We start from the raw sequence: 23,138 nt of genomic DNA on the forward strand, positions 1-23,138 counted from the left end.
ACATGGCCGGATCCACCACCTCCACGGCAACCGACTCACCCGCCACCGCCCTCGGCCCCACGGCATTCGTCCTCGGCGCCTTCTCCGCGGTGGGCACGTGGGCGTTCCTGATCCCCTGGACGGTGCTGGCCGGGGCGCTGGCCGTCACGTTCGGCGCGATGGGCGTGCACTACGCCCGCAAGGGCATGGGCCGCATGTGGACGGCGGCGGCGGGCGCGGTGCTGGGCGCGGCGGGCTTCGTCGGCACGGTCACGCTCCTGTGGGCCATGTACTGACCCGTTCCGCCCCCTCGGGTCACCCCTCCGCGATCACGACGGCCGACGCCACGCCCGCGTCATGACTCAGCGACACGTGCCAGGACTTCACGCCGAGTTCGGAGGCCCGGGCGGCCACGGTCCCGGTCACCCGTAGCCGGGGCTGCCCACTGTCCTCGACGTACACCTCCGCGTCGGTCCAGAGCAGTCCGGCCGGGGCGCCGAGCGCCTTGGCCAGGGCTTCCTTGGCGGCGAACCGGGCAGCCAGCGAGGCGACACCCCGGCGCTCCCCGCTGGACAACAACAACTCCCGCTCCACGAACAGCCGCTCGGCCAGCGCGGGCGTACGCTCCAAAGACGCCGCGAAGCGCTCGATCTCGGCGACATCGATCCCGACCCCGATGATGCTCATGCGCAGCACCCTACGGTGACGCCACGGCGTTTCCACGCGATGACTAGCATGATCGGCATGGAATGGGACGGCCTCACCGACCGCGACCGCTACGGGGACTGGTACCTGAAGGGCCGGGACCGTTTCTCGGACTCGGCCCGGGACGCCGACTGGGACGGCGTTCTCGGGGAGCTGGAGGAGAACCCCGGGTGGGTCAACCTGCCCCGCCCCGGCAACCGCAGCGGATTCGCCCCGCTGCACCAGGCGGCCTGGCACGGCGCCGGTATCGCCGTCGTCTCCCGGCTGATCGCGCACGGCGCCTGGCGCACGCAGCGCACGAGGGACGGACGGCTCCCCGTGGACGTCGCGCGGGAGCGAGGACACACACATCTGCTGGAACTCCTGGAACCCGTCGCGGTACGGCGGCTCCCCTCCCCCGCCGACGCGCTGGAGCACCACTTCCACGCGATGCTGCGGGAGCGGACAGGGCGCTGCTTCGACGAGATCGAGCACCTGCTGCCGCCCCTGTCGCCCCTGACGGAGGGTCTGGACGTGCGGATCTTCTTCCGGGTGGTCGGCATGATGGGCGGCTTCCACTACCGCCTCCACGCGGACACCGTGCACGTGAACGGCAGCTCGCGGATGGACGGCGACAACGGCGACTTCTACCAGGTGACCCCCGAGGGCTGGACCAAGCTCCCCTACAGCCCCACACCGCCGCCGCCCTGGACCTTCCCGTACTGACGCCCCCCTCACGACGGCAAGGCCTACAAGGGCGGCTCGTACACGGCCTGCGGCAAGACCAGCAAGTGAGGGCGAACGGCGGTCGGCCGTTCGCCCCTTGCGCTCACTCCACCGTCACCGACTTCGCCAGATTCCGGGGCTGGTCCACCTCGTTCCCCCGGGCCGTGGCCAACTCGCAGGCGAACACCTGGAGCGGCACGGTCGCCACCAGCGGCTGCAACAGCGTCGGCGTGACCGGGATCCGGATCAGATGGTCGGCGTACGGCACCACCGCCTCGTCGCCCTCCTCCGCGATGACGATCGTCCGCGCCCCTCGCGCCCGGATCTCCTGGATGTTGGACACGATCTTGTCGTACAGCACGGACCGCCCGCGCGGCGACGGCACCACGACGACGACCGGCAGGTCCTCCTCGATCAGGGCGATCGGCCCGTGCTTCAGCTCCCCGGCCGCGAACCCCTCGGCGTGCATGTAGGCCAGCTCCTTGAGCTTCAGCGCGCCTTCGAGCGCCACGGGATACCCCACGTGCCGCCCGAGGAACAGCACCGTGTTCTTCGAAGCCAGCGTGCGCGCGAGCTCCCGCACCGGCTCCATCGTCCCGAGGACCTGCTCCACCGCACCGGCGATCGAGGACAGGTCGCGGATCACCGCCCGGATCTCGTCGCCCCACTTGGTGCCCCGCACCTGCCCCAGATACAGCGCGACCAGGTAGCACGCCACGAGCTGCGTCAGGAACGCCTTGGTGGACGCGACGGCCACTTCCGGCCCGGCGTGCGTGTACAGCACCGCGTCCGACTCGCGCGGGATCGTCGAGCCGTTGGTGTTGCAGATGGCCAGGACTTTCGAGCCCTGCTCCCGGGCGTGACGGAGCGCCATGAGGGTGTCCATGGTCTCGCCGGACTGTGAGATCGCGATGACCAGGGTCTGTGCGTCCAGGATCGGGTCCCGGTAGCGGAACTCACTGGCCAGTTCCACCTCGCACGGCAGGCGCGTCCAGTGCTCGATGGCGTACTTGGCGATCATCCCGGCGTGGAAGGCCGTACCGCACGCGACGATGACGACCTTGTCGATCTCGCGGAGCACCCGCGGCGGGATCCGCACCTCGTCCAGCGTCAGCGAACCGGAGCCGTCGATCCGGCCCAGCAGCGTGTCGGCGACCGCTTTGGGCTGCTCGGCGATCTCCTTGAGCATGAAGTAGTCGTAGCCGCCCTTCTCCGCGGCCGACGCGTCCCAGTCGACGTGGTACGAACGGACGTCGGCCGGGCGGCCGTCGAAGCCCGTCACCACCACGCCGTCCCGGCGCAGCTCCACCACCTGGTCCTGTCCCAGCTCGATGGCCGAGCGCGTGTGCGCGATGAACGCGGCGACGTCCGAGGCGAGAAAGGCCTCACCCTCTCCGACGCCCACCACCAGCGGCGAGTTGCGCCGCGCGCCCACCACCACGTCCGGCTCGTCGGCGTGCACCGCCACCAGCGTGAACGCGCCCTCCAGCCGCCGGCACACCAGCCGCATCGCCTCGGCGAGATCCGCGCACGACGAGAACTCCTCGGCGAGCAGATGCGCCACGACCTCGGTGTCCGTCTCGGACGCCAGCTCGTGGCCCCGCTCCTCCAACTCGGCGCGCAGAGAGGCGAAGTTCTCGATGATGCCGTTGTGCACGACGGCGACCCGGCCCGCGTTGTCGAGGTGCGGGTGGGCGTTGAGGTCCGTCGGTCCGCCGTGCGTGGCCCACCGGGTGTGCCCGATGCCGGTCGTGCCGGTCGGCAGCGGCCGGCCGTCCAGTTCCTTCTCCAGGTTGAGGAGCTTCCCGGCCTTCTTCGCCGCCGCCAGACCGCCGTCGGCCAGCACGGCGACACCCGCCGAGTCGTACCCCCGGTACTCCAGCCGCTTCAGCCCGGCCATCACGACCTCGAGCGCAGACTGCGGCCCCACGTATCCCACGATTCCGCACATGGGGCGCAGCCTACGACCCGACACCGCCCCGAAAGCCCTTCCGCGTGCCCGAAATCGGAAATTCCCACCAGGGAACGAAACGGTCGCCGGCCCGGAAGGGCGGGGCGGGATTCGTGTCAAGGGAGCCGGGTTCGAGGTCGACCTGACTCTCCTCGTACGTGCCCGTGGCGACGCCTCACCGCTGTACGCCACGGACGCCGGGGCCTTCGCCCGCGCCGAGGACTTCACCCGCGCCCTCCCGGTCGACGACCACGCACTCGGACTGCCACGCTGATGAACGACGGCAGCGACGACGGATGGCAGCAGCTGTTCGAGGACGGGGTCTGTCGGAGCGCCTCGCCCGGGAGATCGGCCCGGCCCGCACGGTGACGTACCAGGGCGTCGCCAACGGCGGTCTCGCCGCGATGACGTCGGTCACCTGGCAGGGCGACCGGCGACTGTAGCCGCAGACCGGTTCAGGTCGGTGGAGTGGAGGGAGAACCCCTCCACTCCACCCCACAGCTCACTCCCTCACACCTTCGCCCGATAAGCCCGCATGGCGAGGGGATAGAACACCACGGCGATCCCCGCCGCCCACACCAACGACCACATCACCGGCTCCGCCACAGGCCCGCCGAGCAGCAACCCCCGGAACGCGTCGGACAGATGCGTGACCGGGTTCACGTCGCTCCACGCCTGGAGCCAGCCCGGCATGGTGTCGACCACCACGAACGCGCTGCTCGTGAAAGTGATCGGGAAGATGATGGTGAAGGCGAAGGCCTGCACCTTCTCCGCGTCGCCGGCCAGCATCCCGATCAGTACGGCGCTCCACGACACCGCCGCGGCGAATACCACCACCAGCAGCGCGCCGAGCAGGAACCCCCCGAATCCGCCGGTGATGCGGAATCCGAGCGCCAGTCCGAGGCCGATCATCAGCAGCATGGCCCAGATGTGCTTCGCGAGGTCGGCGGTGATGCGTCCGATGAGCGGGGCGGAGCGCGCGATGGGCAGGCTGCGCAGCCGGTCGAAGACGCCCTTGGTGAGGTCGGTGTTGAGCGCCATCGCCGTGTACATCGTCATGAACAGCGTGTTCTGCACGATGATCCCGGGCAGCGCGTACTTCAGATACGCCTCGGGCGATCCGGCCATCTGCCCGCCCAGCACGTAGGTGAACAGGAACACGAACATGATCGGCGTGATGCTGTAGTCGACCAGCTCGAGCGGGTTGTGCTTGACGGCGACCAGGCTCCGCCAGGCCATCGTGAACGTCTGCCGCAGCCCGGCGAGGGGCGGCACGCGCCCCGACGCGCTGACCGGCGCGGTGATGGTGGTGGCGGTGGCGGTCATGACCGGCTCACCACCCGCTCCAGCTCGTCGTCCTCCCGAACGGCCCCGTCACCGTCCTCCCCCGCCTCGCCCGCCCCGTCCGGCTCGGCACGGTGGCCGGTCAGGGCGAGGAAGACCTCGTCGAGCGAGGAGCGGCGCAGGGCCAGCTCGCCCACCGCGATCCCCTCCCGGTCCAGCGCGCGCACGACGGCCGGCATCAGCTCGGGATCCTTCACGGGCGCCGTGATCGTCTCACCCTCGATCCGGGCCTCCGCCCCGGCGGCCCCGGCCACCAGCGCGTGCGCCCGCGCGAGGTCCTGCCCCAGGATCGGCCGGAGCTCCAGCACCTGACCGCCGACCTGGGCCTTCAGCCGGTCCGGCGTGCCCTCGGCGATCACCCGGCCTTTGTCGACCACCACGATGTCGTCGGCGAGCACATCGGCCTCGTTCAGGTACTGCGTGGTCAGCAGGGCGGTCGCACCGTCCGCGACCAGGCCGCGCAGCAGGTCCCACAGCTCACCGCGGCTGTGCGGATCAAGGCCGGTGGTCGGTTCGTCGAGGAAGAGGATGCTGGGCCGGCCGACCAGGCTCGCCGCGAGGTCCAGGCGCCGGCGCATGCCCCCCGAGAAGGTCTTGGCGGCCCGCCCGGCCGCGTCCGTCAGCTGGAACCGCTCCAGCAGCTCACCCGCCCGCGCCTTCGCCTCCCGCCTCGGCAGCCCCAGCAGCCGGCCGATGAGCAGCAGGTTCTCCGTGCCGGTCAGGTTCTCGTCGACCGCCGCGTACTGGCCGGTCAGCCCGACCATGGCCCGCACCACCCCGGCCTCCCGGAGCACGTCGTGGCCGGCGACCCGGGCCGTGCCCCCGTCGGGCCGGAGCAGCGTCGCGAAGATCCGCACCGCGGTCGTCTTCCCCGCGCCGTTGGGACCGAGCAGCCCGAGCACCGTGCCTTTGCGGGCCGCCAGATCGACACCGGCCAGGGCCTCGGTCTCCTTGAACCGTTTGACCAGGCCTTCCGCCTCTATCGCATACGTCGTGGACGTCATGGGTCACCCCTCGGCATTCGTGAACCCCCGCCTGGGCCCACCTCTCCCACAACTGTGACCCACACCACTGACATTCCTCTCCTTGGCCACTTTTCTCCCGAATGGGACGGCCTGGAGACCCTGCGTGACGGACCCCACCTCACGGTCCGTTCGTACGCCCGTAACAATGGACTGTGATCTCTCCGGTCTCCTCGATGCCCCGGAGCGCCCACCGGCAGCGGCCGGAGGCGACTCCCTACGTCGACCTCACCCGAGCCGAGTGGAGCGCGCTGCGTGACAAGACGCCGCTGCCGCTGACGGCCGAGGAGGTCGAGAAGCTGCGCGGCCTCGGTGACGTCATCGACCTCGACGAGGTGCGCGACATCTACCTGCCGCTGTCCCGGCTTCTCAACCTGTACGTCGGTGCCACCGACGGCCTCAGAGGTGCGCTCAACACCTTCCTGGGCGAACAGGGCTCCCAGTCCGGCACCCCGTTCGTCATAGGAGTCGCCGGCTCGGTCGCCGTGGGCAAGTCGACGGTCGCCCGCCTCCTCCAGGCCCTGCTCTCACGCTGGCCGGAGCACCCGCGGGTCGAGCTGGTCACCACCGACGGCTTCCTGCTGCCCACCAAGGAGCTCCAGGCCCGCGGACTGATGTCCCGCAAGGGCTTCCCCGAGTCCTACGACCGCCGGGCGCTGACCCGCTTCGTCGCCGACATCAAGGCCGGCAAGGACGAGGTCACGGCGCCCGTCTACTCCCACCTGATCTACGACATCGTCCCCGACAAGAGGCTGACGGTCCGCCGCCCCGACATCCTGATCGTCGAGGGCCTCAACGTCCTCCAGCCCGCCCTGCCCGGCAAGGACGGCCGCACCAGGGTCGGCCTCGCCGACTACTTCGACTTCAGCGTGTACGTCGACGCCCGTGTCGAGGACGTCGAGCGCTGGTACCTCAACCGCTTCCGCAAGCTGCGCGCGACCGCCTTCCAGAATCCCTCCTCGTACTTCCGCAAGTACACCCAGGTCTCGGAGGAGGAGGCCCTCGACTACGCCCGGACCATGTGGCGCACGATCAACCGCCCCAACCTGGTCGAGAACATCGCCCCGACCCGCGGCCGCGCCACCCTCGTCCTGCGCAAGGGCCCGGACCACAAGGTGCAGCGGCTCAGCCTGCGCAAGCTGTGACGCCTCGCGAGCTGTGATGCCGGGGAAAAGGCCGGTTAGATGGTCACCATGCTCCATCTGCGTCTGATCACACCGTCCGACAAGACGGACGAAGTGGTGCTGCTGATCGAGAAGACGGTCGGCACCACCCACCTCGTCGTACTGCCGGACGCCGCCCGCAACCCCGCCGGGGACGTCGTGATGTGTGACGTGGCACGGGAGGCGGGCGACGAACTGCTCACCGGCCTGCGGGAGCTGGGCATCGACACCAGCGGCTCGATCGCCGTCGAGACCATCGACCTGTCGCTGTCCGAACGGGCCGACAAGGCGGAGGCCGACGCGCCAGGCGAGGGCGCGGACGCGGTGCTGTGGGAGCACCTGAGCGACGCGACGCACGAGGAGTCGACCCTCTCGGTCACCTACCTCGCGTTCCTCACGCTCGCCACGATGATCGCGGCCTGTGGTGTGGTCCTGGACAACGCGATCCTGATCGTGGGGGCCATGGCGGTGGGCCCGGAGTTCGGCCCTCTCGCCGGCATCTGCACCGCGACCGTCCAGCGCCGCCCCCGGCTGGCCCTGCGCTCGATGATCGCCCTGCTGGTCGGCTTCGCGGTGGCCATGACGCTGACCGTCGGCTTCAGCCTCTTCATGGACGCGGTCGACCTGTTCAGCGAGCATCAGCTCAAGGCCGACCGCCCCAACACGGGCTTCATCTACGCCCCCGACTGGTTCTCCTTCGTGGTGGCGGTCCTGGCCGGAATCGCCGGCACGCTCTCCCTGACCTCGGCCAAGTCCGGCGCCCTGGTCGGCGTGGCCATCTCGGTCACCACGGTCCCGGCCGCCGCGAACGCCGCCGTGGCCCTCAGCTACGGCGACACCGAACAGACCTGGGGCTCCACGGAGCAACTCCTGCTGAACCTGCTGGGCATCATCATCGCCGGCACAGCAACACTGGTGACACAGAAGTACCTCTGGTCAAAACAACGCCGGCAGACGAACGTGCCTTAAGGGGCGCGGGGCTCTGCTGATGTGCGGCTCCGCCGCGTGGGCGCGACAAGCCACAACGAACGGAAAGTCCGCGGACCACAGCAGCCCCCACCCCGCCCCCGCAAACGCCAACTACCCCAACGCAGACTTCACAACATCAGCCAGCCGCCCCGCCACAGACCGAGCCTGCTCGATATCAGCAGCCTCCACCATCACCCGCACCAACGGCTCGGTCCCGGAGGGCCGAAGCAGCACCCGCCCGGTCGCTCCCAGCTCCCGCTCCGCATCCGCCACCGCCGACGCCAGCTCCGAGGACGTCCCCACCCGGGACCTGTCCACGTCCGGCACATTGATCAGCACCTGCGGCAACCGCTCCATGACAGCGGCCAGCTCCCGCAGCGAACGCCCCGTCTCGGCGACCCGGGCCGCCAGCATCAGCCCCGTCAGCGTCCCGTCCCCGGTCGTCGCATGGTCGAGAATGATCACGTGCCCGGACTGCTCGCCCCCGAGAGCGAAACCGTGCTCCTTCATCTCCTCCAGCACGTACCGGTCCCCCACCGCCGTCTGCACGAGCCGGATGCCCTCGCGCTCCATGGCGAGCTTGAACCCGAGGTTGGACATCACGGTGGCCACGACCGTCTCGGCCCGCAGCGCGGAGCGCTCCCGCATCGCCAGCGCGAGCACGGCGAGGATCTGGTCGCCGTCCACCTCGGCGCCGGTGTGGTCGACGGCGAGGCACCGGTCGGCGTCACCGTCGTGCGCGATGCCCAGGTCGGCCCCGTGCTCGATGACGGCGGCCTTGATCTTGCCCAGGTGGGTCGAGCCGCAGCCGTCGTTGATGTTGAGCCCGTCCGGCTCGGCGCCGATCGTGACGACCTCGGCACCGGCCCGCTGGAACGCCTCCGGCGAGACCCGGGCGGCCGCGCCGTGCGCCTCGTCCAGGACGATCTTCAGCCCGTCGAGCCGGTTCGGCAGGACACTCAGCAGATGCTCGACGTAGCGGTCGAAGCCCTCGTCGTACTCCCGCACGCGGCCCACACCGGATCCGGTCGGCCGGTCCCACGGGGCACCCGTGCGGTGCTCCTCGTAGACGGACTCGATCCGGTCCTCCAGCTCGTCGGCGAGCTTGTGACCACCGCGGGCGAAGAACTTGACGCCGTTGTCGGGCATGGCGTTGTGGCTCGCGGAGAGCATCACCCCGAGGTCGGCTCCGAGCGAGCCGGTCAGGTACGCCACCGCGGGCGTCGGCAGCACGCCGACCCGCAGGACGTCCACACCGGCGCTGGCGAGGCCCGCGACGACGGCGGCCTCCAGGAACTCTCCGGACGCGCGCGGGTCACGTCCGACGACCGCGGTCGGCCGGTGCCCCTCGAAGGTGCCCGCCTCGGCCAGTACGTGCGCCGCGGCGACGGAGAGGCCCAGCGCCATCTCCGCCGTCAGGTCCGCGTTGGCCACACCGCGCACACCGTCCGTGCCGAAGAGTCGTCCCACTGTGGTCCTCCGAATTGCTGAAGAGAGTGCGGCTCACTCCCCAAGTACATCCCCGAGACTGTCCGGGAACGATAGGGGTTGTGTAAACGAACCGCCCCGGCGGCACGGTCCGTGCCGCCGGGGCGATCGTTGCGAAGCCAGTCGCAAGGACGGGCGACGCGTTTAGCGCTTGCTGTACTGCGGGGCCTTGCGGGCCTTCTTCAGACCGGCCTTCTTGCGCTCGACCGCACGGTCGTCGCGCTTGAGGAAGCCGGCCTTCTTCAGCGGGCCGCGGTTGTTGTCGACGTCCGCCTCGTTCAGCGCACGGGCGACACCGAGACGGAGCGCACCGGCCTGACCGGAGACACCGCCACCGGCGATGCGGGCGACGACGTCGTAGCGGCCCTCGAGCTCGAGCACCTTGAAGGGCTCGTTGACTTCCTGCTGGTGCACCTTGTTCGGGAAGTAGTCCTCGAGGGTGCGACCGTTGATCTTCCACTTGCCGGTGCCCGGGACGATCCGGACGCGGGCGATGGCGTTCTTGCGACGGCCCAGGCCGGCGGCCGGCTGGGGCTCGCCGAAGCGGGACGCCATGGACTCCGAGGTGTACTCGCCCTCGACGGGGACCTCGGACTCGGTGGTGTAGCTGTCGATGTCGATCTCTTCGAGCGGCTGCTCGGCAGTGGTCTCGGCCACGATGCTCCTCAGATTCTCTTCAGTCTTAGGGGGTGGCCGGACTTACTGCGCGACCTGGGTGATCTCGAACGGCTGCGGCTGCTGCGCGCCGTGCGGGTGCTGGTCACCCTTGTAGACCTTCAGCTTCGAGAGCATCTGACGGCCCAGGGAGTTCTTGGGGAGCATGCCCTTGACGGCCTTCTCGATGGCCTTCTCGGGGTTCTTGTCCAGCAGCTCGTCGTAACGGACGGAGCGCAGACCACCCGGGTAGCCGGAGTGGCGGTACGCCATCTTCTGGGTCCGCTTGTTGCCGGAGAGGTGCACCTTGTCGGCGTTGATGATGATGACGAAGTCACCAGCGTCGACGTGCGGCGCGTAGATCGGCTTGTGCTTGCCCCGGAGGAGCGTCGCGGCAGTGGTGGCGAGACGGCCCAGGACGACGTCCTGAGCGTCAATGACGTGCCACTGGCGCGTCACATCGCCGGGCTTGGGGCTGTACGTACGCACGGTTCGTAGCCTTCGCTTCGAGTGAATGGTCCATAACTGGTCACCGAAACGATCACGACAGCCTGGACCGCACTGCGGCGACGCATACCGCGTACGTGGGGTCGCTGGTCATCGGCCCGGTGGACCGGTGTAAGGGCCCGTCCCGTGAGAATGAGCAAGCCAATACACAACGAACAAGCAGAATACCGGGGCTCACCACAAGGGTCAAAACACGGGTCACCGCCGACGCCCGGCCACGGACACGCACAGGGCGGCACACAGCGTGACGGCCCGCCGCAGCGTCCGCAGCCGGACGGGCCGTACATACGGGAACACCGACGAGAGCAGCACGTCGAGGACCACCCCGGCGCACAGCCGCAGCACGGACCGGCCGCCGAGCGGACGACGGCGGGGCGGACGACGGTACGCCCGCAGCGCCCCCGCGGCGACAGCGACCCCGACCGACGGCCATGACCACAGGCACACCGCCAGCCCCACGACCACCAGGGCCCGGGCCGCCCCGCACGCCACCGGCAGACCCCGGATCACGAGTCGCCCCAACCACCCGGAGATGTCGCCTTTGCCCGTCCGCATGGGAGGAACGCTAGGGGCTCCGGGGCCGATCCAGGCGGACCAGCACACCCCATGTCCCGTCTAAGATGCGCCCCATGAGCTTTGGGCAGGGGGGACCTGAGTCCCAGTGGGATCCCTGGAAACCGCAGTCGCAGCAGCCCTGGAACAGCGGGGGCGGCCAGTCCCCCGACTGGGCGGCGCTCGCCGAGGCCTCCGAGAGCCGCAACAAGAGACGGCGGCTGCTGCTGGTCGGCGGCGGCGCCCTCGCCACCGTCGCGATCGGCGCTGCCGTCGCGGTGGCCGTGGTCTCGGCGGGCGGCGACAACCAGGCGAACAAGCCGACGTCCCAGGTGCCCTCGGCCGACATCCCGAGCGAGTCCGCCTCGGCCCCCTCGTTCGCCCCGACCAGCGCCCCTCCCCCACTGGACCCGAAGGACTTCATCGCCAGCGCGAAGAAGGACACGGCTCCGCTCAGCCCGGACACCCTCTTCCCCGGCACCCAGCTGACCATGGGCGAAACGGTGTACAAGAAGGGCCCGACCGCTGACACGAGGAACTGCGCCTCGGCGTCGGGAGGCACCCTCCCCAAGATCCTCACCGCGAACGACTGCACCCGTCTGATACGCGTCACCTACTCCAGGGACGGCATCGCGGTGACGGTCGGTGTGGCGGTCTTCGACACCGAGGCACAGGCCGCCAAGGCCAAGGGCGAGACCACCAAGAAGAGCTTCGTCAAGTCGCTCTCCGGCGGCGGCGTGAAGGGCTTCTGCGAGTCCGGGTTCTGCCGTACGACCAGCAACTCCTACGGCCGCTACGCCTACTTCACCAACGCCGGCTTCACCAACGGCAAGGACGTGACGGAGAAGGACACCGCCGTGTTCACCACCGGCGACAACCTGAACCTGTTCACGTTCCGTCAGATCCACCGGCGCGGCCAGGCCCAGGCATCGGCCGCCGCCGACGGGTGACCGACCGCCGCCGGGCGCCGGTCACAGCCTCTTGGCGCTACGCAGCGTCTTGGCGTAGTAGCCGTTGCCGTCCAGCCGGGACACTCCGCCGACGTCACCGATGGTCGGCCCGTTGACCTCCTCGCGGCTGGAGACGAAGAGCAGGTGGCCCTCGGTGTCGTAGCCGAGCACCATGCCGACGTGGTCCAGGCGCTGCGCGGTCCGGGTGTCGAGCTTGAAGAAGACGAGGTCACCGGGCTGGAGCTGGTCGATGCCGGTGGGCCGGTCCTTGGCCGAGACGCCGGTCAGCGGGAGGATGTCGGCACCCTGATCGGAGCGGGCCATGCCGTTGGCGGTGCGTGGCAGTCCGTCGCCCGAGTTGTCCGAGGACATGAGCGGGTAACGGGCACGGTAGCCGAACACCATCCGCATGTATCCGGAGCAGTCGACCGACCGGGCGCGCATCGTCTCGGGCTGCCCGGTCACGCCGTCCCGGAAGGGGTAGGGGACGCCGAGATAGTCGTAGAAGTCGGACTGCTCCAGGCGCAGGTCCCCGCCTTCCGCCCCGCTCGTGTTGAGGGGACCGAAGTTGGCGTCACCGGCGTAGACGGTCCCCTGCTGGTCCTTCTTCTGCTTGGCGCCCGCGACGTACTGGAAGGCGATGGCCAGCAGGTCGTCCTCCTTGCTGGCCTCGTACTGGGCGAACCAGTCCTTGAACCACTTCTGCTTGTCGGCGCCCTTCTTCCAGGGCTCGGGCATGAGACGCACCCAGTCGGTCGTGGAGACCTTGGAGCTCGTCGACGAGGGTTCGGCGAAGGTACGGGCCGGCCCGGCCAGGGTCGCGGTGCGTGCCCCGTCCGTGAACACCGCTCTGACCTGGCCGTCGGACCCGCGCAGCACGGAGCGGGCGGGGTTCTCCAGCCGGGACCAGCTCCCCGCGCCCTTGTCCCGGCCCTTGCCCCCGGCCTTGGCCGCGCCGTCGGCCCGGTCCGAGCCGTCCAGCACGCCGACGTTCGCGATTTCCGGGACGCCCGCGGCCTCCTCCTGCTTGCGCAGCTCCACGGTGAGGTAGCCGGAGGTCGCGACGAGCCCCAGCACCACCAGGCCTGAGAGGACCGGCCGCGTTTTCTTCTTCCCTGCCATGTGTTCCCTCCTGGGTTCTCGGTCTCGGGGGATGCCGGTCCTCAGACGGTGGGCATGATGCCGAGCAGCAGTCCGGCGGCGACGACGATGTAGGCCATGAGCGAGACGGTGCCGGTCGCCAGCAGCGTCGCCCCCTTGGGCTGGCGGACCATCTGGTACGCGATCAGGCCGGGCACGATGAAGCCGAGGGTCTGGTTGCCGTAGAGCAGCGGGAACTCGAGGGAGAGCACGATCATCACGGTGGCCTGGAGCAGCACGCCCAGCAGGACCACCGCGGCGAACAGCCGCTTGCCGTAGAGGATCACCAGCCGCTGCATGACCCTGGTGCCCGCGTAGGTGAGGGCCGTGACACCGACCACCATGGCGGCCCGCTGGAGGTCCTCGATGAGGGTCAGGGCCAGCCAGCCGGGCGTGATCATGCCGCCGGGCGACAGGTTGGTGGTCAGGTAGCACAGCAACGAGAAGAACAGGCCGATGGCGATGCCGAGGGCGGCCATCTCGGGGGTCAGGGCGGCGGTGGTCAACGGGGTCTCCGGGCACGGATGGGAGGCGTGGGGCGGGGCGGTCGGCTCAGGTGCGGGGGCGCGGGGTGTCGTCCCCGGCCGCGGGGATCAGGGGTGCGGATGCTGCCCACCACCGTCGGCCGCCGGGTACGGATGACCGCCGTCGAGGTCGTCGCCGTACGGCCATGTCTCCTGGGCCGGCGCGGTGTACCGCCCCTGCTCCCGGCCGTACTGCCCCTGGTGCTCAGCGGTGTGCCGGTCCCACGACGGGTCGCGCTGCTGAGCGGGGATGCGGACCACCGGGATCTCCTGGGTCTGCGCGGCCTGGTAGCGCTCCTCGTAGGCCACGGGGTACGAGGCGTAGGGGTCCAGGCGCGCCGGCTGGGGCGGCGGCACCGGGCCCTCGGCGGACCGGTGCGCGTCCGCGGGCGCGGAGTCGTCCGCCGGGAGTTCGGCCAGGTATTCGAGGAGCTCCTCGCCCTGACCGTGGATGTTGCCGATGGCGACGAGGGAGGAGTCGGCCGCCATGCGCTCCAGCAGGGCCGGCATGAACTCGTCGGCCGACCGTCGCTCACCACCGAGGTCGACCGCGCGGTCGCGCCACTCGGCCGGGATGGCGTCGATGGCGCTCTTCGCGGGGTGACCGATGACGAACACGTTGTCCGGCCGGAGGTCGGGGATGATCTCGCCCATCTGCCCGTTGCGCTCGACGCGGTCGGGCCGGCAGTTGATCACCACGTTCAGCGGCCGGTGGATCGCTCCGAGGTCGAGCAGCTGGTTGATGTTCATCAGCGTCGACTCGGGGTCGTTGGCCGCGAAGACGTTGGCGAAGGCGAGCTTCTCGCCCTCGGGCGTGACGTAGCGCTCCACGGAGAGGACACCCGGGTCCGGCGGGGCGTCGTACATGCCCTGCAGGGCGACCTGCCGCTCCACACCGAGCAGTTCGGCGACGACCAGCGCGATCGCGACGTTCTCCTTGAAGGTGAACCAGCTGAAGCCGCGCAGCTCCTCGTCGGTCACCGTCTCCGGGTCGGCGTAGACGAGCTCGCAGTTACGGGCGTCGGCCTCCTCCTGGAGGATGTGGAAGCGTTCCTTCTCGGCGGTGACGCAGATGCCGTTCTCCGGCATGGAGCGGCACAGCGACCGCGCCACGTCGTCGAGGGTGGGTCCCATCTCGGCGAGGTGGTCCTCGCGGACGTTGCACAGCACGCCGATCGTGGAGCGGATCAGCTTGCTCTGGTTCACCTCCTGCAGGGCCGGCATGACGGCCATGCACTCGATGACGAGGGCGTCCGGCCGGTAGGTGGCGGCCCGGCGCACGATGCCGATCTGCTCCACCACGTTGGCGATGCCGAACTTGCGGTAGACCGGCTCCTCGGTGGCGTCGGGGTGGATGAACCGGGCCGCCGTGCCCGTGGTCTTCGCCACGGTGACCAGGTCGCCGCCGCGCAGCGCCCCGGCGCACAGCCGGGTGATGGAGGACTTTCCGCGGATGCCGTTCACGAGCACCCGCGACGGAATGCTGTGCAGGCTGGCGTAGTGCCGGCGCTGTTCCACGATGCCCGCGACGAGCAGCAGCACACTGCCGGTGAGCAGGACGAAGTACAGATAGAGCACGGCTGGGTCACCTTCCCCGAACGCCGGCCTCCGGCTCCGCGAGCCGGCGCGCCTGGGTCTGCTTACGGGCCTGGAGTTGCTGACGCAGCAGTTCGAGGCTGCGCACGACGGCACCCACCTCGTCCTGGTAGCGGGGGTACAGCACGGACTTGAGGTCGCCGTCGGCCAGCTTCTCCGCCCCGGCCGCCAAGGCCCGCATCGGCCGGGCCACGACCAGGTACACCCAGCCGAGGCAGACGACGATCAGTGCCAGACCGAGCAGTCCGGCCAGGACGCTGCGGTCCTCCCTTTCATACGGCGTGATCTGGAACTCCTTGGCGTTCTGCCAGCTGACCACGGTCCAGCCGATGTCGGCCGCCACACCGCCGCCCGAGAAGGGGGCGGCCGCGGCGACGGTGGTTCCGCGTCCTTCGCGGATCAGCAGGCCGTTCTCGACGGGACCGGCGCCGACGTGGACCTTGCCGGCCCGGGCGAGGTCGGCGAGCGCGTCGCGCGGCAGTTCCTCGAAGGCCAGGAAGCCGTCGCTGGCGGCGATGGTCTCCGCCTCGGAGTCGACCACGCGGACCTCGCCGAGTCCGGGCCGCTTCAGCAGCGAGTTGAGGAACTCGATCCGCACCTCGCCGACCAGGGTCATCCCCTTGTGATCCGGCAGGAGCGCGGCGACCTGGACGACCGGTTTCTTGCCGCCCTTGCCGGCGACCCGGACCAGCGGCGGTTCGTCCGCGTCCGCGAAGTCGGCGCGCGGCTCCTTCCCCGCCCGGGCGACGACATCGCCGTCCTCGCCGAGGAGGTACAGCGCCTGGTAGCGGGTGTGCTCGCGCAGGGTCTCCTCGAGCAGTGCCCTTCCGGCGCCGGCATCGTCCGGGTCGATCAGCCGGGACGTGGAGACCAGGTCCGCCTGCGCCTCGTTGAGCGCCCGGCGCACCCGGTCGGCGACCAGGTCGGTACGGTCACGCTGGTCCGCGACCATGCTGGCCGGGATGCTGACCGAGTCGTCGGTGCGGTTGAGCAGGAGGCCGACGGGCAGGCACCAGAGCAGCAGCAGTACGGCGGTCAGCGCCAGCGGCCCACGCACCCCGAACCGCCCCTTGACGCGCTGTCGCCCGCCGGACTCGCCGGCCGGGCCGCCCAGCTGTACGCGGAGCCGCTCCAGGGCGGAGCCGACGCGCGCGGCCTCGCCCCAGCGGGGCACGTCCATCGGCCGGGCGAGGTCGCCCCGGGCAAGTCGGCGGGACTCCAGGAACAGCCGTAGCAACGGCCGCTGCACGGTCGCCCACAGCACGGCCGCCGCGAGCAGTCCGAGTACCACCAGGGCTCCGGCCGCCAACAGTCCGTACAGCTCCCGGCCCGGACCGGCGGCCTGCTGCTGGACCACGGGCAGCAGGGCAACGACGGTGAGCCCGAGTCCCGCGCCGACGCTCTGCTTCTCCTCCGGGTCGGAGGAGGAGAGGGACGCGTAACCGGCCGTGGCGATTCGGCCGTTGTAATTCCCGCCGACCAGGGTCCCGCTGACACCGGGGTAGCCGCGGGAGCCCGGTTCCCTGGCACTGATCGGATCCCGCTCGGTCTCCCGTGCCGCCCGGCCGGACAGCTCGCTCATCTGCTTCTGGAGGAAGCCCAGCTCCTTGCGCTCCTGGTCGGAGTTGAGCGCCTCGGACTGTTCGAAGCCGGCCGTGGCGAGGATTTCCCCGCCGGTGGCGACGACCGCCATGGAGCGGAACTGGCCCAGGTTGATGGCGGGCACGGACAGGCTGTTGGAGGCGAGCAGCAACTGCTGGGGACGGTCGTCGAACGCGAGGACCGCCATGGTCATCAGGCGTACGTCACCGGTCTCCAACCGCACCATGCGGGGCTTGAGTGCCTTGTCCCCGGTGAGGACGTCCTTGTCCAGCCAAGCGAGGGGAATCGTTTCACCCCGTGCGGCCAGCACCTTGCCGGTCTCCAGGTCCAAGACCGTGGTGCCCGTCCACTTCTGGTAGGTCCTGCCCAGGTCGGACAGGACCCGCTCGGGCTTCACCGGCGGCCCCGCGTTCAGGGCGGCGGCGGTGCGGTTCAGGTCGGTGACCCGCTCGTCGATCGAGGCACGCAGGGCGATGGCGCCGTCCTGAGCGAAGTGCTGCTGCGAAGAGAGCACCGCCTGCGGTACGGCCGGTTCACCGGCGGGGCCGAGCACCTGGGCGGTGAGGGCCGCGAGGGCGAGCACCAGCACGCACAGCAGCGCGATCGGGGGGCGGATGCCGCCCAGCAGCGGCATGTCCGCGCGGCGTCGGCTGCGCCGCCGTCCTCCCTTCACGGGGCGCACGGCGCGGGTGGGTGTCACCGGTGGTCTCCTCCGGCCTCGGTGTACGAAGGGCGGCCGAACAGAACACCACTCCCCAGGGAGGGTAGGAGGCCGCCCATTACAAGACTGTCGGGAGGGGCAGGGGTTGCACCGCCCGCTCCTCTGTGCGCTGTGGCTCTAGTCACGCGCCGACGTGAGCTCCTTCAGGCCGTCGCCACCCGGAGTCCCGCGGTTGAACAGGAAGCCACGCGTCCGCTCGGCCGCCAGCCGATAGCGGGCCAGTCGCTCCTCGGGGAGGTCGCCCGGCGTCTCGAGCGCCCGCCGCACGTCCACCAGTCGGTGGTCCTCGACAGCGCCGGCGGGCGGCTTCTCACCGGCCTCCACCTCGGGCGGGATGTCCACCAGCGTCGTGGCGTAGCGGGCCGAGACGTCCCAGCCGTCGGTCGCCTCGCGGAACTCGAACCAGCCGATCGCGCCCTCCTCGGTGAGCCCGGTGGGCGAGGAGTGACGGGCGACCTGGTTGCCCAGGCTGTAGGCGACCCAGGTGCCGTTCACCTTCTGGATCGGCTGCACCACGTGGGCGTGATGCCCGATCACCAGGTCGATCCCGGTCTCCGTCGTGATCCGCTCCGCCAGCTCCAGCTGGGGGGCGCTCGGTTCGTTGTAGTGCTCGAGCCCCCAGTGGAGCGAGAGGATCACCACCTCGGCGCCCTTGGCGCGGGCCCGGGCCTCGGCCTTCTTGATGGCGTCCGTGTCGATCCGGTTGAACGCCCACTTCTCCTTCTCCGGCGTCGGGTTGAGGAACGACATCCAGGAGAACGCGAGGTGGGCGACCTTGACGCCGTTGACGTCACGGATGGTGACCTGTTCGGCTTCCTTGGGCGTGCGGGCGGAGCCCGTGTGCCCGAGACCGGCCTTGTCCATGGCGTTCAGGGTGCGTCGTACGGCCCCCAGGCCGTGGTCGTAGGTGTGGTTGGAGGCCGTCGAGCAGGTGTCGTAGCCCGTGTCCTTGAGCGCCGTCAGGATCTGCGGCGGGACGAGAAACTCCGGGTACCCCTCGAAGGGTCCCCGCGGCTTTCCGACGGGCGTCTCCATGTGACAGATGGCCAGATCGGCCTTGCTGATGACCGGCTTCACCCCGGCGAGCAGGGGCCTGAAGTCCAGCCCGGCCTCCCCCTCACCGGTCTCCTCGGCGTCCTTGGCTGCTTGGTCCACCAGCTCGGGATGGATCAGCACGTCACCGGCGGCGGCGACGGTGAAGGAACGCCCGCCCGGCTTCACCTTCGGCGCCGAAACAGCGGAGGTGCACGCGGTCGTCACGGCAACGGTGGCCGCGAAAGCGGTTACAAGCCGAGCGATCCGGAGAGGGTCACGAAGTGTCACTGCATCATATTCACATGAACCCCACATGCACCACGACCGTAACCATCACAAGACAGTCACATTTGACTCGCATTCTGACCCTTGTCGGATTGATCCTGGCCTTGTCCGGCTGCCAGTCGGCAACAGATCGATCGACGGACGATGCCACTCCGCCCGCACGGGAGTTGGTGGACCTGCGCAGCAGGATCCTCACGTACACGGCGGAGTTGGCGCCCGACGACGCGTACGTCCCACCGGACGGCCCCCAGCGCGAGCGCGTCGCCGACAGCGTCGGCCACCTCCTGGACGGCGACACCGCGACGGCCGGGCGACTGCTCGCCCCCCTCGGCCTCAAGCTCACCCGCCTCACCGACACCGCGTCCGGCCGCAGGTACGACGAGATCGCCGCCGCGCGCCCGGGCAGGGCCCAGCGCTGGGGCCGCCTCTACCTGACCGCCGACTCCGAGGTCCGCTGGAACGCGCAGGTGCCGCACCCGGTCTCCGACCGGGACACGGAACGCCTCGGCGTACGGCTCCTGGAGGAGAACCCGGGCGGCTCGCTGGTCCTGGCCGGCGCGCACCGCGAGGCGGGCAGAGGGGGCGCCGCGGACGTGGCCCACCGGAGGGACAGCATGTTCCACACGATCGTCGTGGAACTCCAGAAGCGTGACGTGCCCGGGATCCAACTGCACGGCTTCGCCAAGGAGTCACACCGCCCCTACGAGGCCGTGCTGTCCACCGGAGCGGCGCGGAGCACCCTCACCGAGGCCGTCGCACTCGCCGACGGCATGCAAGCCGACGGACTGCGGGTCTGCCGGGGCTGGTCGGCCCGCTGTCCCCTGGAAGGCACCACCAACGTGCAGGGCAGGGCCGCCGAGCGCCACCACGCCACATTCCTGCACATCGAGCTCTCCCCCGACGCGCGTGGCGACGGTACAGACGCCGGCGACGCCGCCGAGGCCCTCTCCGAACTGGTCACGACCTGGAGAACAGCAGCCCGGTGAGGAATGACGGAAGCCGGTCAGCAGCACCCCGCCGGCGGCAGCGTCCGCTTGTTCCGCGCCTCCTTGTTGCGGGCGGCGAGCAGTTCGTCGGCCGGGTAGCCGACCTCCTCCAGCGTCAGCCCGTGCGGACGTACGACGTGCACGGCCGAGTCCCTCACGCCGGCGGCCAGCACCTTCCCCGGCCAGTCCGGCGGCCGGTGCCCGTCACCCACGAACAGCAGCGCCCCGATCAGGGAGCGCACCATGTTGTGGCAGAAGGCGTCGGCCCGCACGGTCGCGGTGATGATCCCGTCGCCGCCCTTGACGAGACTCAGCTCCTGCAGCGTACGGATCGTGGTCGCGCCCTCCCGCTTCTTGCAGTAGGCGGCGAAGTCGTGCTCGCCGAGCAGCCGCCGCGCGGCCTCGTTCATGGCGTCGACGTCGAGCGGCCAGTCGTGCCACAGCACGTGGTTCCGCAGCAACGGGTCGACGCCCCCGGGGTTGTCGGTGACCCGGTAGGCGTACCGCCGCCACACCGCCGAGAACCGCGCGTTGAAGCCGCTGGGCGCCTCCCTGAGGGCCCAGACGCGTACGTCGCGGGGCAGACGCCCGGCGAGCCGCTTGAGCAGCTTCTGGTGGTGCTCGGCCCAGACCTCGCGCGGCAGATCGACGTGGGCGACCTGGCCCCGCGCGTGCACACCGGCGTCGGTCCGCCCGGCCACGGTCAGCTCGTAGGTCTCCTTCGACCGCGTCACGGTCCGCAGGGCGTCCTCGATCTCCCCCTGCACGGTCCGCCGTCCCCCGGCCTGCTTGGCCCACCCGGAGAACTCGCTCCCGTCGTACGACAGATCGAGCCGGACCCGGACGGAGCCAGGCGCTACTTCATCACTCACGTACCGATCCTCTCAGAACACAAAAGCGGGCCCGTCCCTGGAAAGGAACGGGCCCGCAAACGCCCTTCTTGGGGGCGCGGGGAACTGCGCGAACAACCACGACGAGGCCGCAGCCGCCGACGCACAGCCCCCGGCAGAACGCTTAGGCGTCCTTGGACTCCTCGGCGTCCTCGGCCTTGGTCGTGTCGACCTGGGCCTCGGCAGCCTCGGCGTCCTTCGCGGCGCGCTTGGTCGCGGCCTCGGCCTCGCCGGTCGCCTCCTGCGCCACCGTCAGCGCCTCGACCAGCTCGATGACAGCCATGGGCGCGTTGTCGCCACGGCGGTTACCGATCTTGGTGATGCGGGTGTAGCCACCCGGACGGTTCTCGTAACGCGGGCCGATCTCGGTGAAGAGCGTGTGGACGACGCTCTTGTCCGTGATGACCTGGAGCACCTGACGGCGGTTGTGAAGGTCGCCCTTCTTCGCCTTGGTGACCAGACGCTCGGCGTAGGGACGCAGGCGGCGGGCCTTCGCCTCGGTGGTGGTGATGCGGCCGTGCTCGAACAGCGCCTTCGCCAGGTTCGCGAGGAGGAGCTTCTCGTGCGCGGCGCTGCCGCCCATACGGGCACCCTTGGTGGGCTTCGGCATGGTGTTTCTCCTAGGTGTCTGCCCCGGCCGTATCAGGTACCGGGGTCAGTATCTGAGCAGACGGTTGTCTGTCAGAGATCCGGACGACAAGCCCCGAAGGGGCTGTCGTCCGGAAGGGGCGCGAAAACCGATCAGTACTGCTCGGTCTCCACGAACCCGGCGTCCGCGTCGTCGTCCGCACCGAAGGCGTCCGCGGCGGCGGTCGGGTCGAATCCGGGCGGGCTGTCCTTGAGCGCCAGGCCCATGCCGGCCAGCTTCGCCTTGACCTCGTCGATGGACTTCGCACCGAAGTTGCGAATGTCGAGGAGGTCGGCCTCGGAACGCGCCACGAGCTCACCCACGGAGTGGATGCCCTCACGCTTGAGGCAGTTGTACGACCGAACGGTGAGCTCGAGCTCCTCGATCGGCAGCGCCAGGTCGGCGGCGAGGGCGGCGTCCGTCGGGGACGGGCCCATGTCGATGCCCTCGGCGTCGATGTTCAGCTCGCGGGCGAGACCGAACAGCTCGACCAGGGTCTTACCGGCGGAGGCCATGGCGTCACGCGGACGCATCGCCTGCTTGGTCTCGACGTCGACGATCAGCTTGTCGAAGTCGGTGCGCTGCTCGACACGGGTCGCCTCGACCTTGTAGGTGACCTTGAGCACCGGCGAGTAGATCGAGTCGACCGGGATCCGGCCGATCTCCTGGCCGACCTGCTTGTTCTGCACGGCGGAGACGTAGCCACGGCCACGCTCGACCGTCAGCTCCATCTCCAGCTTGCCCTTGCCGTTGAGCGTGGCGAGGACGAGGTCGGGGTTGTGCACCTCGACACCGGCCGGGGGCGCGATGTCGGCGGCGGTGACCAGACCCGGGCCCTGCTTGCGCAGGTACATCACGACCGGCTCGTCGTGCTCCGAGGAGACGACCAGCTGCTTGATGTTGAGGATCAGGTCGGTGACGTCCTCCTTGACGCCCGGCACGGTGGTGAACTCGTGCAGGACACCGTCGATACGGATGGACGTGACCGCCGCACCCGGGATCGAGGACAGCAGGGTCCGGCGGAGGGAGTTGCCGAGGGTGTAACCGAAGCCCGGCTCCAGCGGCTCGATCACGAACCGGGAGCGGAACTCGTCGACGACCTCTTCGGTCAACGAGGGACGCTGAGCGATCAGCATGTGTGGATCAGATCCTTCAGTCGGGGGCGCCCGCTATTTGACGCCCGACTTGAACCGTCCCCGACAGAAAGGGACGGGTACTGCAAGGGTACGGGCGATACGGCCCGAAGGGACCGTACCGCCCGAAAACCATGAGCCCGAAGGCGTCGCGTCAGACGCGGCGGCGCTTCGGCGGGCGGCAGCCGTTGTGCGGGGTCGGGGTGACGTCCTGGATGGAGCCGACCTCGAGGCCCGTGGCCTGCAGGGAACGGATCGCGGTCTCACGACCGGAGCCCGGGCCCTTGACGAACACGTCGACCTTGCGCATGCCGTGCTCCTGGGCGCGGCGGGCAGCCGACTCGGCGGCCATCTGCGCGGCGAACGGCGTGGACTTCCGGGAGCCCTTGAAGCCGACGTGGCCGGCGGAGGCCCAGGAGATCACGTTGCCGGACGGGTCCGTGATCGAGACGATCGTGTTGTTGAACGTGCTCTTGATGTGCGCGTGGCCGTGAGCGACGTTCTTCTTTTCCTTGCGGCGCACCTTCTTGGCAGCGCCCTGACGACCCTTGGGGGGCATCTATAACTCCTACGGGAGGTGGTCGGTCCTGCAGCGAAGACCGCTGACGA

At 70.0% G+C, this 23,138-nt stretch carries 24 protein-coding genes; 7 read left to right on the top strand and 17 right to left on the bottom strand.

The features are described 5' to 3' along the window. The first annotated feature begins 2 nt into the window (after window positions 1-2). Window positions 3-275, top strand: coding sequence for a hypothetical protein (locus ABZ016_RS05480; RefSeq protein ID WP_356915238.1), 273 nt, complete (start codon window positions 3-5; stop codon window positions 273-275). A 19-nt stretch (window positions 276-294) separates the two neighbouring features. Here ABZ016_RS05480 and ABZ016_RS05485 read toward each other — a convergent pair whose 3' ends face one another. After that, complete coding sequence (locus ABZ016_RS05485; RefSeq protein WP_356915239.1) at window positions 295-666, bottom strand: holo-ACP synthase; 372 nt, start codon at window positions 664-666, stop codon at window positions 295-297. 57 nt (window positions 667-723) lie between these two features. Here ABZ016_RS05485 and ABZ016_RS05490 point away from each other — a divergent pair, with 57 nt between their 5' ends. Next, a complete protein-coding gene (locus ABZ016_RS05490) occupies window positions 724-1,389 on the top strand; it encodes an ankyrin repeat domain-containing protein (protein ID WP_356915240.1) in 666 nt (221 codons plus the stop codon). Between the two features lie 103 nt (window positions 1,390-1,492). Here the strand turns inward: ABZ016_RS05490 and glmS are convergent, their stop codons facing one another. Next, window positions 1,493-3,340 (bottom strand): glutamine--fructose-6-phosphate transaminase (isomerizing), encoded by a 1,848-nt coding sequence (gene glmS, locus ABZ016_RS05495; protein ID WP_356915241.1) that lies wholly within the window; start codon window positions 3,338-3,340, stop codon window positions 1,493-1,495. A 296-nt stretch (window positions 3,341-3,636) separates the two neighbouring features. Between glmS and ABZ016_RS05500 the strand changes: the two genes are divergently transcribed. Continuing rightward, window positions 3,637-3,783 carry a hypothetical protein gene (locus ABZ016_RS05500; RefSeq protein ID WP_356915242.1) on the top strand — a complete coding sequence of 49 codons (147 nt, stop codon included), beginning with the start codon at window positions 3,637-3,639 and terminating at the stop codon, window positions 3,781-3,783. 67 nt (window positions 3,784-3,850) lie between these two features. On the opposite strand, the gene ABZ016_RS05505 is transcribed toward ABZ016_RS05500, so the two are convergent. Beyond that, window positions 3,851-4,666, bottom strand: a complete 816-nt coding sequence (locus ABZ016_RS05505; protein WP_356915243.1) for an ABC transporter permease — start codon at window positions 4,664-4,666, stop codon at window positions 3,851-3,853. Beyond that, the gene (locus ABZ016_RS05510) at window positions 4,663-5,688 is read right to left on the bottom strand and encodes an ATP-binding cassette domain-containing protein (RefSeq protein WP_356915244.1); all 1,026 of its coding nucleotides are present in this window, start codon (window positions 5,686-5,688) and stop codon (window positions 4,663-4,665) included. Before ABZ016_RS05510 ends, ABZ016_RS05505 begins: the two co-directional genes overlap by 4 nt. Before the next feature lie 194 nt (window positions 5,689-5,882). Here ABZ016_RS05510 and coaA point away from each other — a divergent pair, with 194 nt between their 5' ends. Next, window positions 5,883-6,851 (top strand): type I pantothenate kinase, encoded by a 969-nt coding sequence (gene coaA / locus ABZ016_RS05515; protein WP_345660730.1) that lies wholly within the window; start codon window positions 5,883-5,885, stop codon window positions 6,849-6,851. 48 nt (window positions 6,852-6,899) lie between these two features. Then, window positions 6,900-7,838, top strand: a complete 939-nt coding sequence (locus ABZ016_RS05520) for a DUF389 domain-containing protein (protein WP_356915245.1) — start codon at window positions 6,900-6,902, stop codon at window positions 7,836-7,838. Between the two features lie 111 nt (window positions 7,839-7,949). Here the strand turns inward: ABZ016_RS05520 and glmM are convergent, their stop codons facing one another. The 4 genes from glmM to ABZ016_RS05540 form a co-directional block, all read right to left on the bottom strand. Then, window positions 7,950-9,308, bottom strand: coding sequence for a phosphoglucosamine mutase (glmM, locus tag ABZ016_RS05525; protein WP_356915246.1), 1,359 nt, complete (start codon window positions 9,306-9,308; stop codon window positions 7,950-7,952). Window positions 9,309-9,470: 162 nt separating this feature from the next. Beyond that, on the bottom strand, window positions 9,471-9,983 hold the full coding sequence (gene rpsI, locus ABZ016_RS05530; protein WP_053674532.1) for a 30S ribosomal protein S9: 513 nt from the start codon (window positions 9,981-9,983) through the stop codon (window positions 9,471-9,473). Window positions 9,984-10,025: 42 nt separating this feature from the next. Then, the gene (gene rplM, locus ABZ016_RS05535) at window positions 10,026-10,469 is read right to left on the bottom strand and encodes a 50S ribosomal protein L13 (protein WP_019329618.1); all 444 of its coding nucleotides are present in this window, start codon (window positions 10,467-10,469) and stop codon (window positions 10,026-10,028) included. Window positions 10,470-10,685: 216 nt separating this feature from the next. Next, window positions 10,686-11,042, bottom strand: a complete 357-nt coding sequence (locus ABZ016_RS05540; protein WP_356915247.1) for a hypothetical protein — start codon at window positions 11,040-11,042, stop codon at window positions 10,686-10,688. A 74-nt stretch (window positions 11,043-11,116) separates the two neighbouring features. Here ABZ016_RS05540 and ABZ016_RS05545 point away from each other — a divergent pair, with 74 nt between their 5' ends. Beyond that, the gene (locus tag ABZ016_RS05545; RefSeq protein ID WP_356915248.1) at window positions 11,117-11,989 is read left to right on the top strand and encodes a hypothetical protein; all 873 of its coding nucleotides are present in this window, start codon (window positions 11,117-11,119) and stop codon (window positions 11,987-11,989) included. Window positions 11,990-12,010: 21 nt separating this feature from the next. Here the strand turns inward: ABZ016_RS05545 and ABZ016_RS05550 are convergent, their stop codons facing one another. The 5 genes from ABZ016_RS05550 to ABZ016_RS05570 form a co-directional block, all read right to left on the bottom strand. Further along, complete coding sequence (locus ABZ016_RS05550; protein WP_356915249.1) at window positions 12,011-13,111, bottom strand: NlpC/P60 family protein; 1,101 nt, start codon at window positions 13,109-13,111, stop codon at window positions 12,011-12,013. Window positions 13,112-13,152: 41 nt separating this feature from the next. Beyond that, on the bottom strand, window positions 13,153-13,635 hold the full coding sequence (locus ABZ016_RS05555) for a poly-gamma-glutamate biosynthesis protein PgsC/CapC (protein WP_356915250.1): 483 nt from the start codon (window positions 13,633-13,635) through the stop codon (window positions 13,153-13,155). Window positions 13,636-13,722: 87 nt separating this feature from the next. After that, on the bottom strand, window positions 13,723-15,231 hold the full coding sequence (gene pgsB / locus ABZ016_RS05560; protein ID WP_356915251.1) for a poly-gamma-glutamate synthase PgsB: 1,509 nt from the start codon (window positions 15,229-15,231) through the stop codon (window positions 13,723-13,725). A gap of 7 nt (window positions 15,232-15,238) precedes the next feature. Continuing rightward, the gene (locus ABZ016_RS05565) at window positions 15,239-17,485 is read right to left on the bottom strand and encodes a HAMP domain-containing protein (RefSeq protein ID WP_356915502.1); all 2,247 of its coding nucleotides are present in this window, start codon (window positions 17,483-17,485) and stop codon (window positions 15,239-15,241) included. Window positions 17,486-17,689: 204 nt separating this feature from the next. Further along, a complete protein-coding gene (locus ABZ016_RS05570) occupies window positions 17,690-18,832 on the bottom strand; it encodes a CapA family protein (protein ID WP_356915252.1) in 1,143 nt (380 codons plus the stop codon). Between the two features lie 227 nt (window positions 18,833-19,059). Here ABZ016_RS05570 and ABZ016_RS05575 point away from each other — a divergent pair, with 227 nt between their 5' ends. Beyond that, window positions 19,060-19,878 (top strand): hypothetical protein, encoded by an 819-nt coding sequence (locus ABZ016_RS05575; protein ID WP_356915503.1) that lies wholly within the window; start codon window positions 19,060-19,062, stop codon window positions 19,876-19,878. Window positions 19,879-19,895: 17 nt separating this feature from the next. On the opposite strand, the gene truA is transcribed toward ABZ016_RS05575, so the two are convergent. The 4 genes from truA to rpsK all read right to left on the bottom strand — a co-directional run bounded on the left by truA (window position 19,896) and on the right by rpsK (window position 23,088). Continuing rightward, window positions 19,896-20,750: a tRNA pseudouridine(38-40) synthase TruA gene (gene truA, locus ABZ016_RS05580; RefSeq protein ID WP_356915253.1), complete on the bottom strand. Its 855-nt coding sequence runs from the start codon at window positions 20,748-20,750 to the stop codon at window positions 19,896-19,898. 142 nt (window positions 20,751-20,892) lie between these two features. After that, window positions 20,893-21,378, bottom strand: coding sequence for a 50S ribosomal protein L17 (gene rplQ, locus ABZ016_RS05585; RefSeq protein ID WP_356915254.1), 486 nt, complete (start codon window positions 21,376-21,378; stop codon window positions 20,893-20,895). 131 nt (window positions 21,379-21,509) lie between these two features. Further along, entirely contained in the window at window positions 21,510-22,532 is a 1,023-nt protein-coding gene (locus tag ABZ016_RS05590; RefSeq protein WP_003966937.1) for a DNA-directed RNA polymerase subunit alpha, read from the bottom strand. Window positions 22,533-22,683: 151 nt separating this feature from the next. Next, on the bottom strand, window positions 22,684-23,088 hold the full coding sequence (gene rpsK / locus ABZ016_RS05595; protein ID WP_003956432.1) for a 30S ribosomal protein S11: 405 nt from the start codon (window positions 23,086-23,088) through the stop codon (window positions 22,684-22,686). Window positions 23,089-23,138 lie beyond the last annotated feature (50 nt).

The organism is Streptomyces sp. NPDC006372, from assembly GCF_040612515.1.
Taxonomy (GTDB): domain Bacteria; phylum Actinomycetota; class Actinomycetes; order Streptomycetales; family Streptomycetaceae; genus Streptomyces.

Bases quoted from the DNA above. Each gene is read 5' to 3' on its own strand.
- ABZ016_RS05480 (WP_356915238.1), top strand. From the start codon at position 3: ATGGCCGGATCCACCACCTCCACGGCAACCGACTCACCCGCCACCGCC.
- glmS (WP_356915241.1), bottom strand. From the start codon at position 3,340: ATGTGCGGAATCGTGGGATACGTGGGGCCGCAGTCTGCGCTCGAGGTC.
- ABZ016_RS05505 (WP_356915243.1), bottom strand. From the start codon at position 4,666: ATGACCGCCACCGCCACCACCATCACCGCGCCGGTCAGCGCGTCGGGG.
- ABZ016_RS05590 (WP_003966937.1), bottom strand. From the start codon at position 22,532: ATGCTGATCGCTCAGCGTCCCTCGTTGACCGAAGAGGTCGTCGACGAG.
- ABZ016_RS05485 (WP_356915239.1), bottom strand. From the start codon at position 666: ATGAGCATCATCGGGGTCGGGATCGATGTCGCCGAGATCGAGCGCTTC.
- ABZ016_RS05510 (WP_356915244.1), bottom strand. From the start codon at position 5,688: ATGACGTCCACGACGTATGCGATAGAGGCGGAAGGCCTGGTCAAACGG.
- ABZ016_RS05520 (WP_356915245.1), top strand. From the start codon at position 6,900: ATGCTCCATCTGCGTCTGATCACACCGTCCGACAAGACGGACGAAGTG.
- ABZ016_RS05540 (WP_356915247.1), bottom strand. From the start codon at position 11,042: ATGCGGACGGGCAAAGGCGACATCTCCGGGTGGTTGGGGCGACTCGTG.
- ABZ016_RS05500 (WP_356915242.1), top strand. From the start codon at position 3,637: ATGGCAGCAGCTGTTCGAGGACGGGGTCTGTCGGAGCGCCTCGCCCGG.
- ABZ016_RS05490 (WP_356915240.1), top strand. From the start codon at position 724: ATGGAATGGGACGGCCTCACCGACCGCGACCGCTACGGGGACTGGTAC.
- coaA (WP_345660730.1), top strand. From the start codon at position 5,883: ATGCCCCGGAGCGCCCACCGGCAGCGGCCGGAGGCGACTCCCTACGTC.
- ABZ016_RS05545 (WP_356915248.1), top strand. From the start codon at position 11,117: ATGAGCTTTGGGCAGGGGGGACCTGAGTCCCAGTGGGATCCCTGGAAA.
- rplQ (WP_356915254.1), bottom strand. From the start codon at position 21,378: ATGCCGAAGCCCACCAAGGGTGCCCGTATGGGCGGCAGCGCCGCGCAC.
- ABZ016_RS05550 (WP_356915249.1), bottom strand. From the start codon at position 13,111: ATGGCAGGGAAGAAGAAAACGCGGCCGGTCCTCTCAGGCCTGGTGGTG.
- rpsK (WP_003956432.1), bottom strand. From the start codon at position 23,088: ATGCCCCCCAAGGGTCGTCAGGGCGCTGCCAAGAAGGTGCGCCGCAAG.
- ABZ016_RS05565 (WP_356915502.1), bottom strand. From the start codon at position 17,485: ATGCCGCTGCTGGGCGGCATCCGCCCCCCGATCGCGCTGCTGTGCGTG.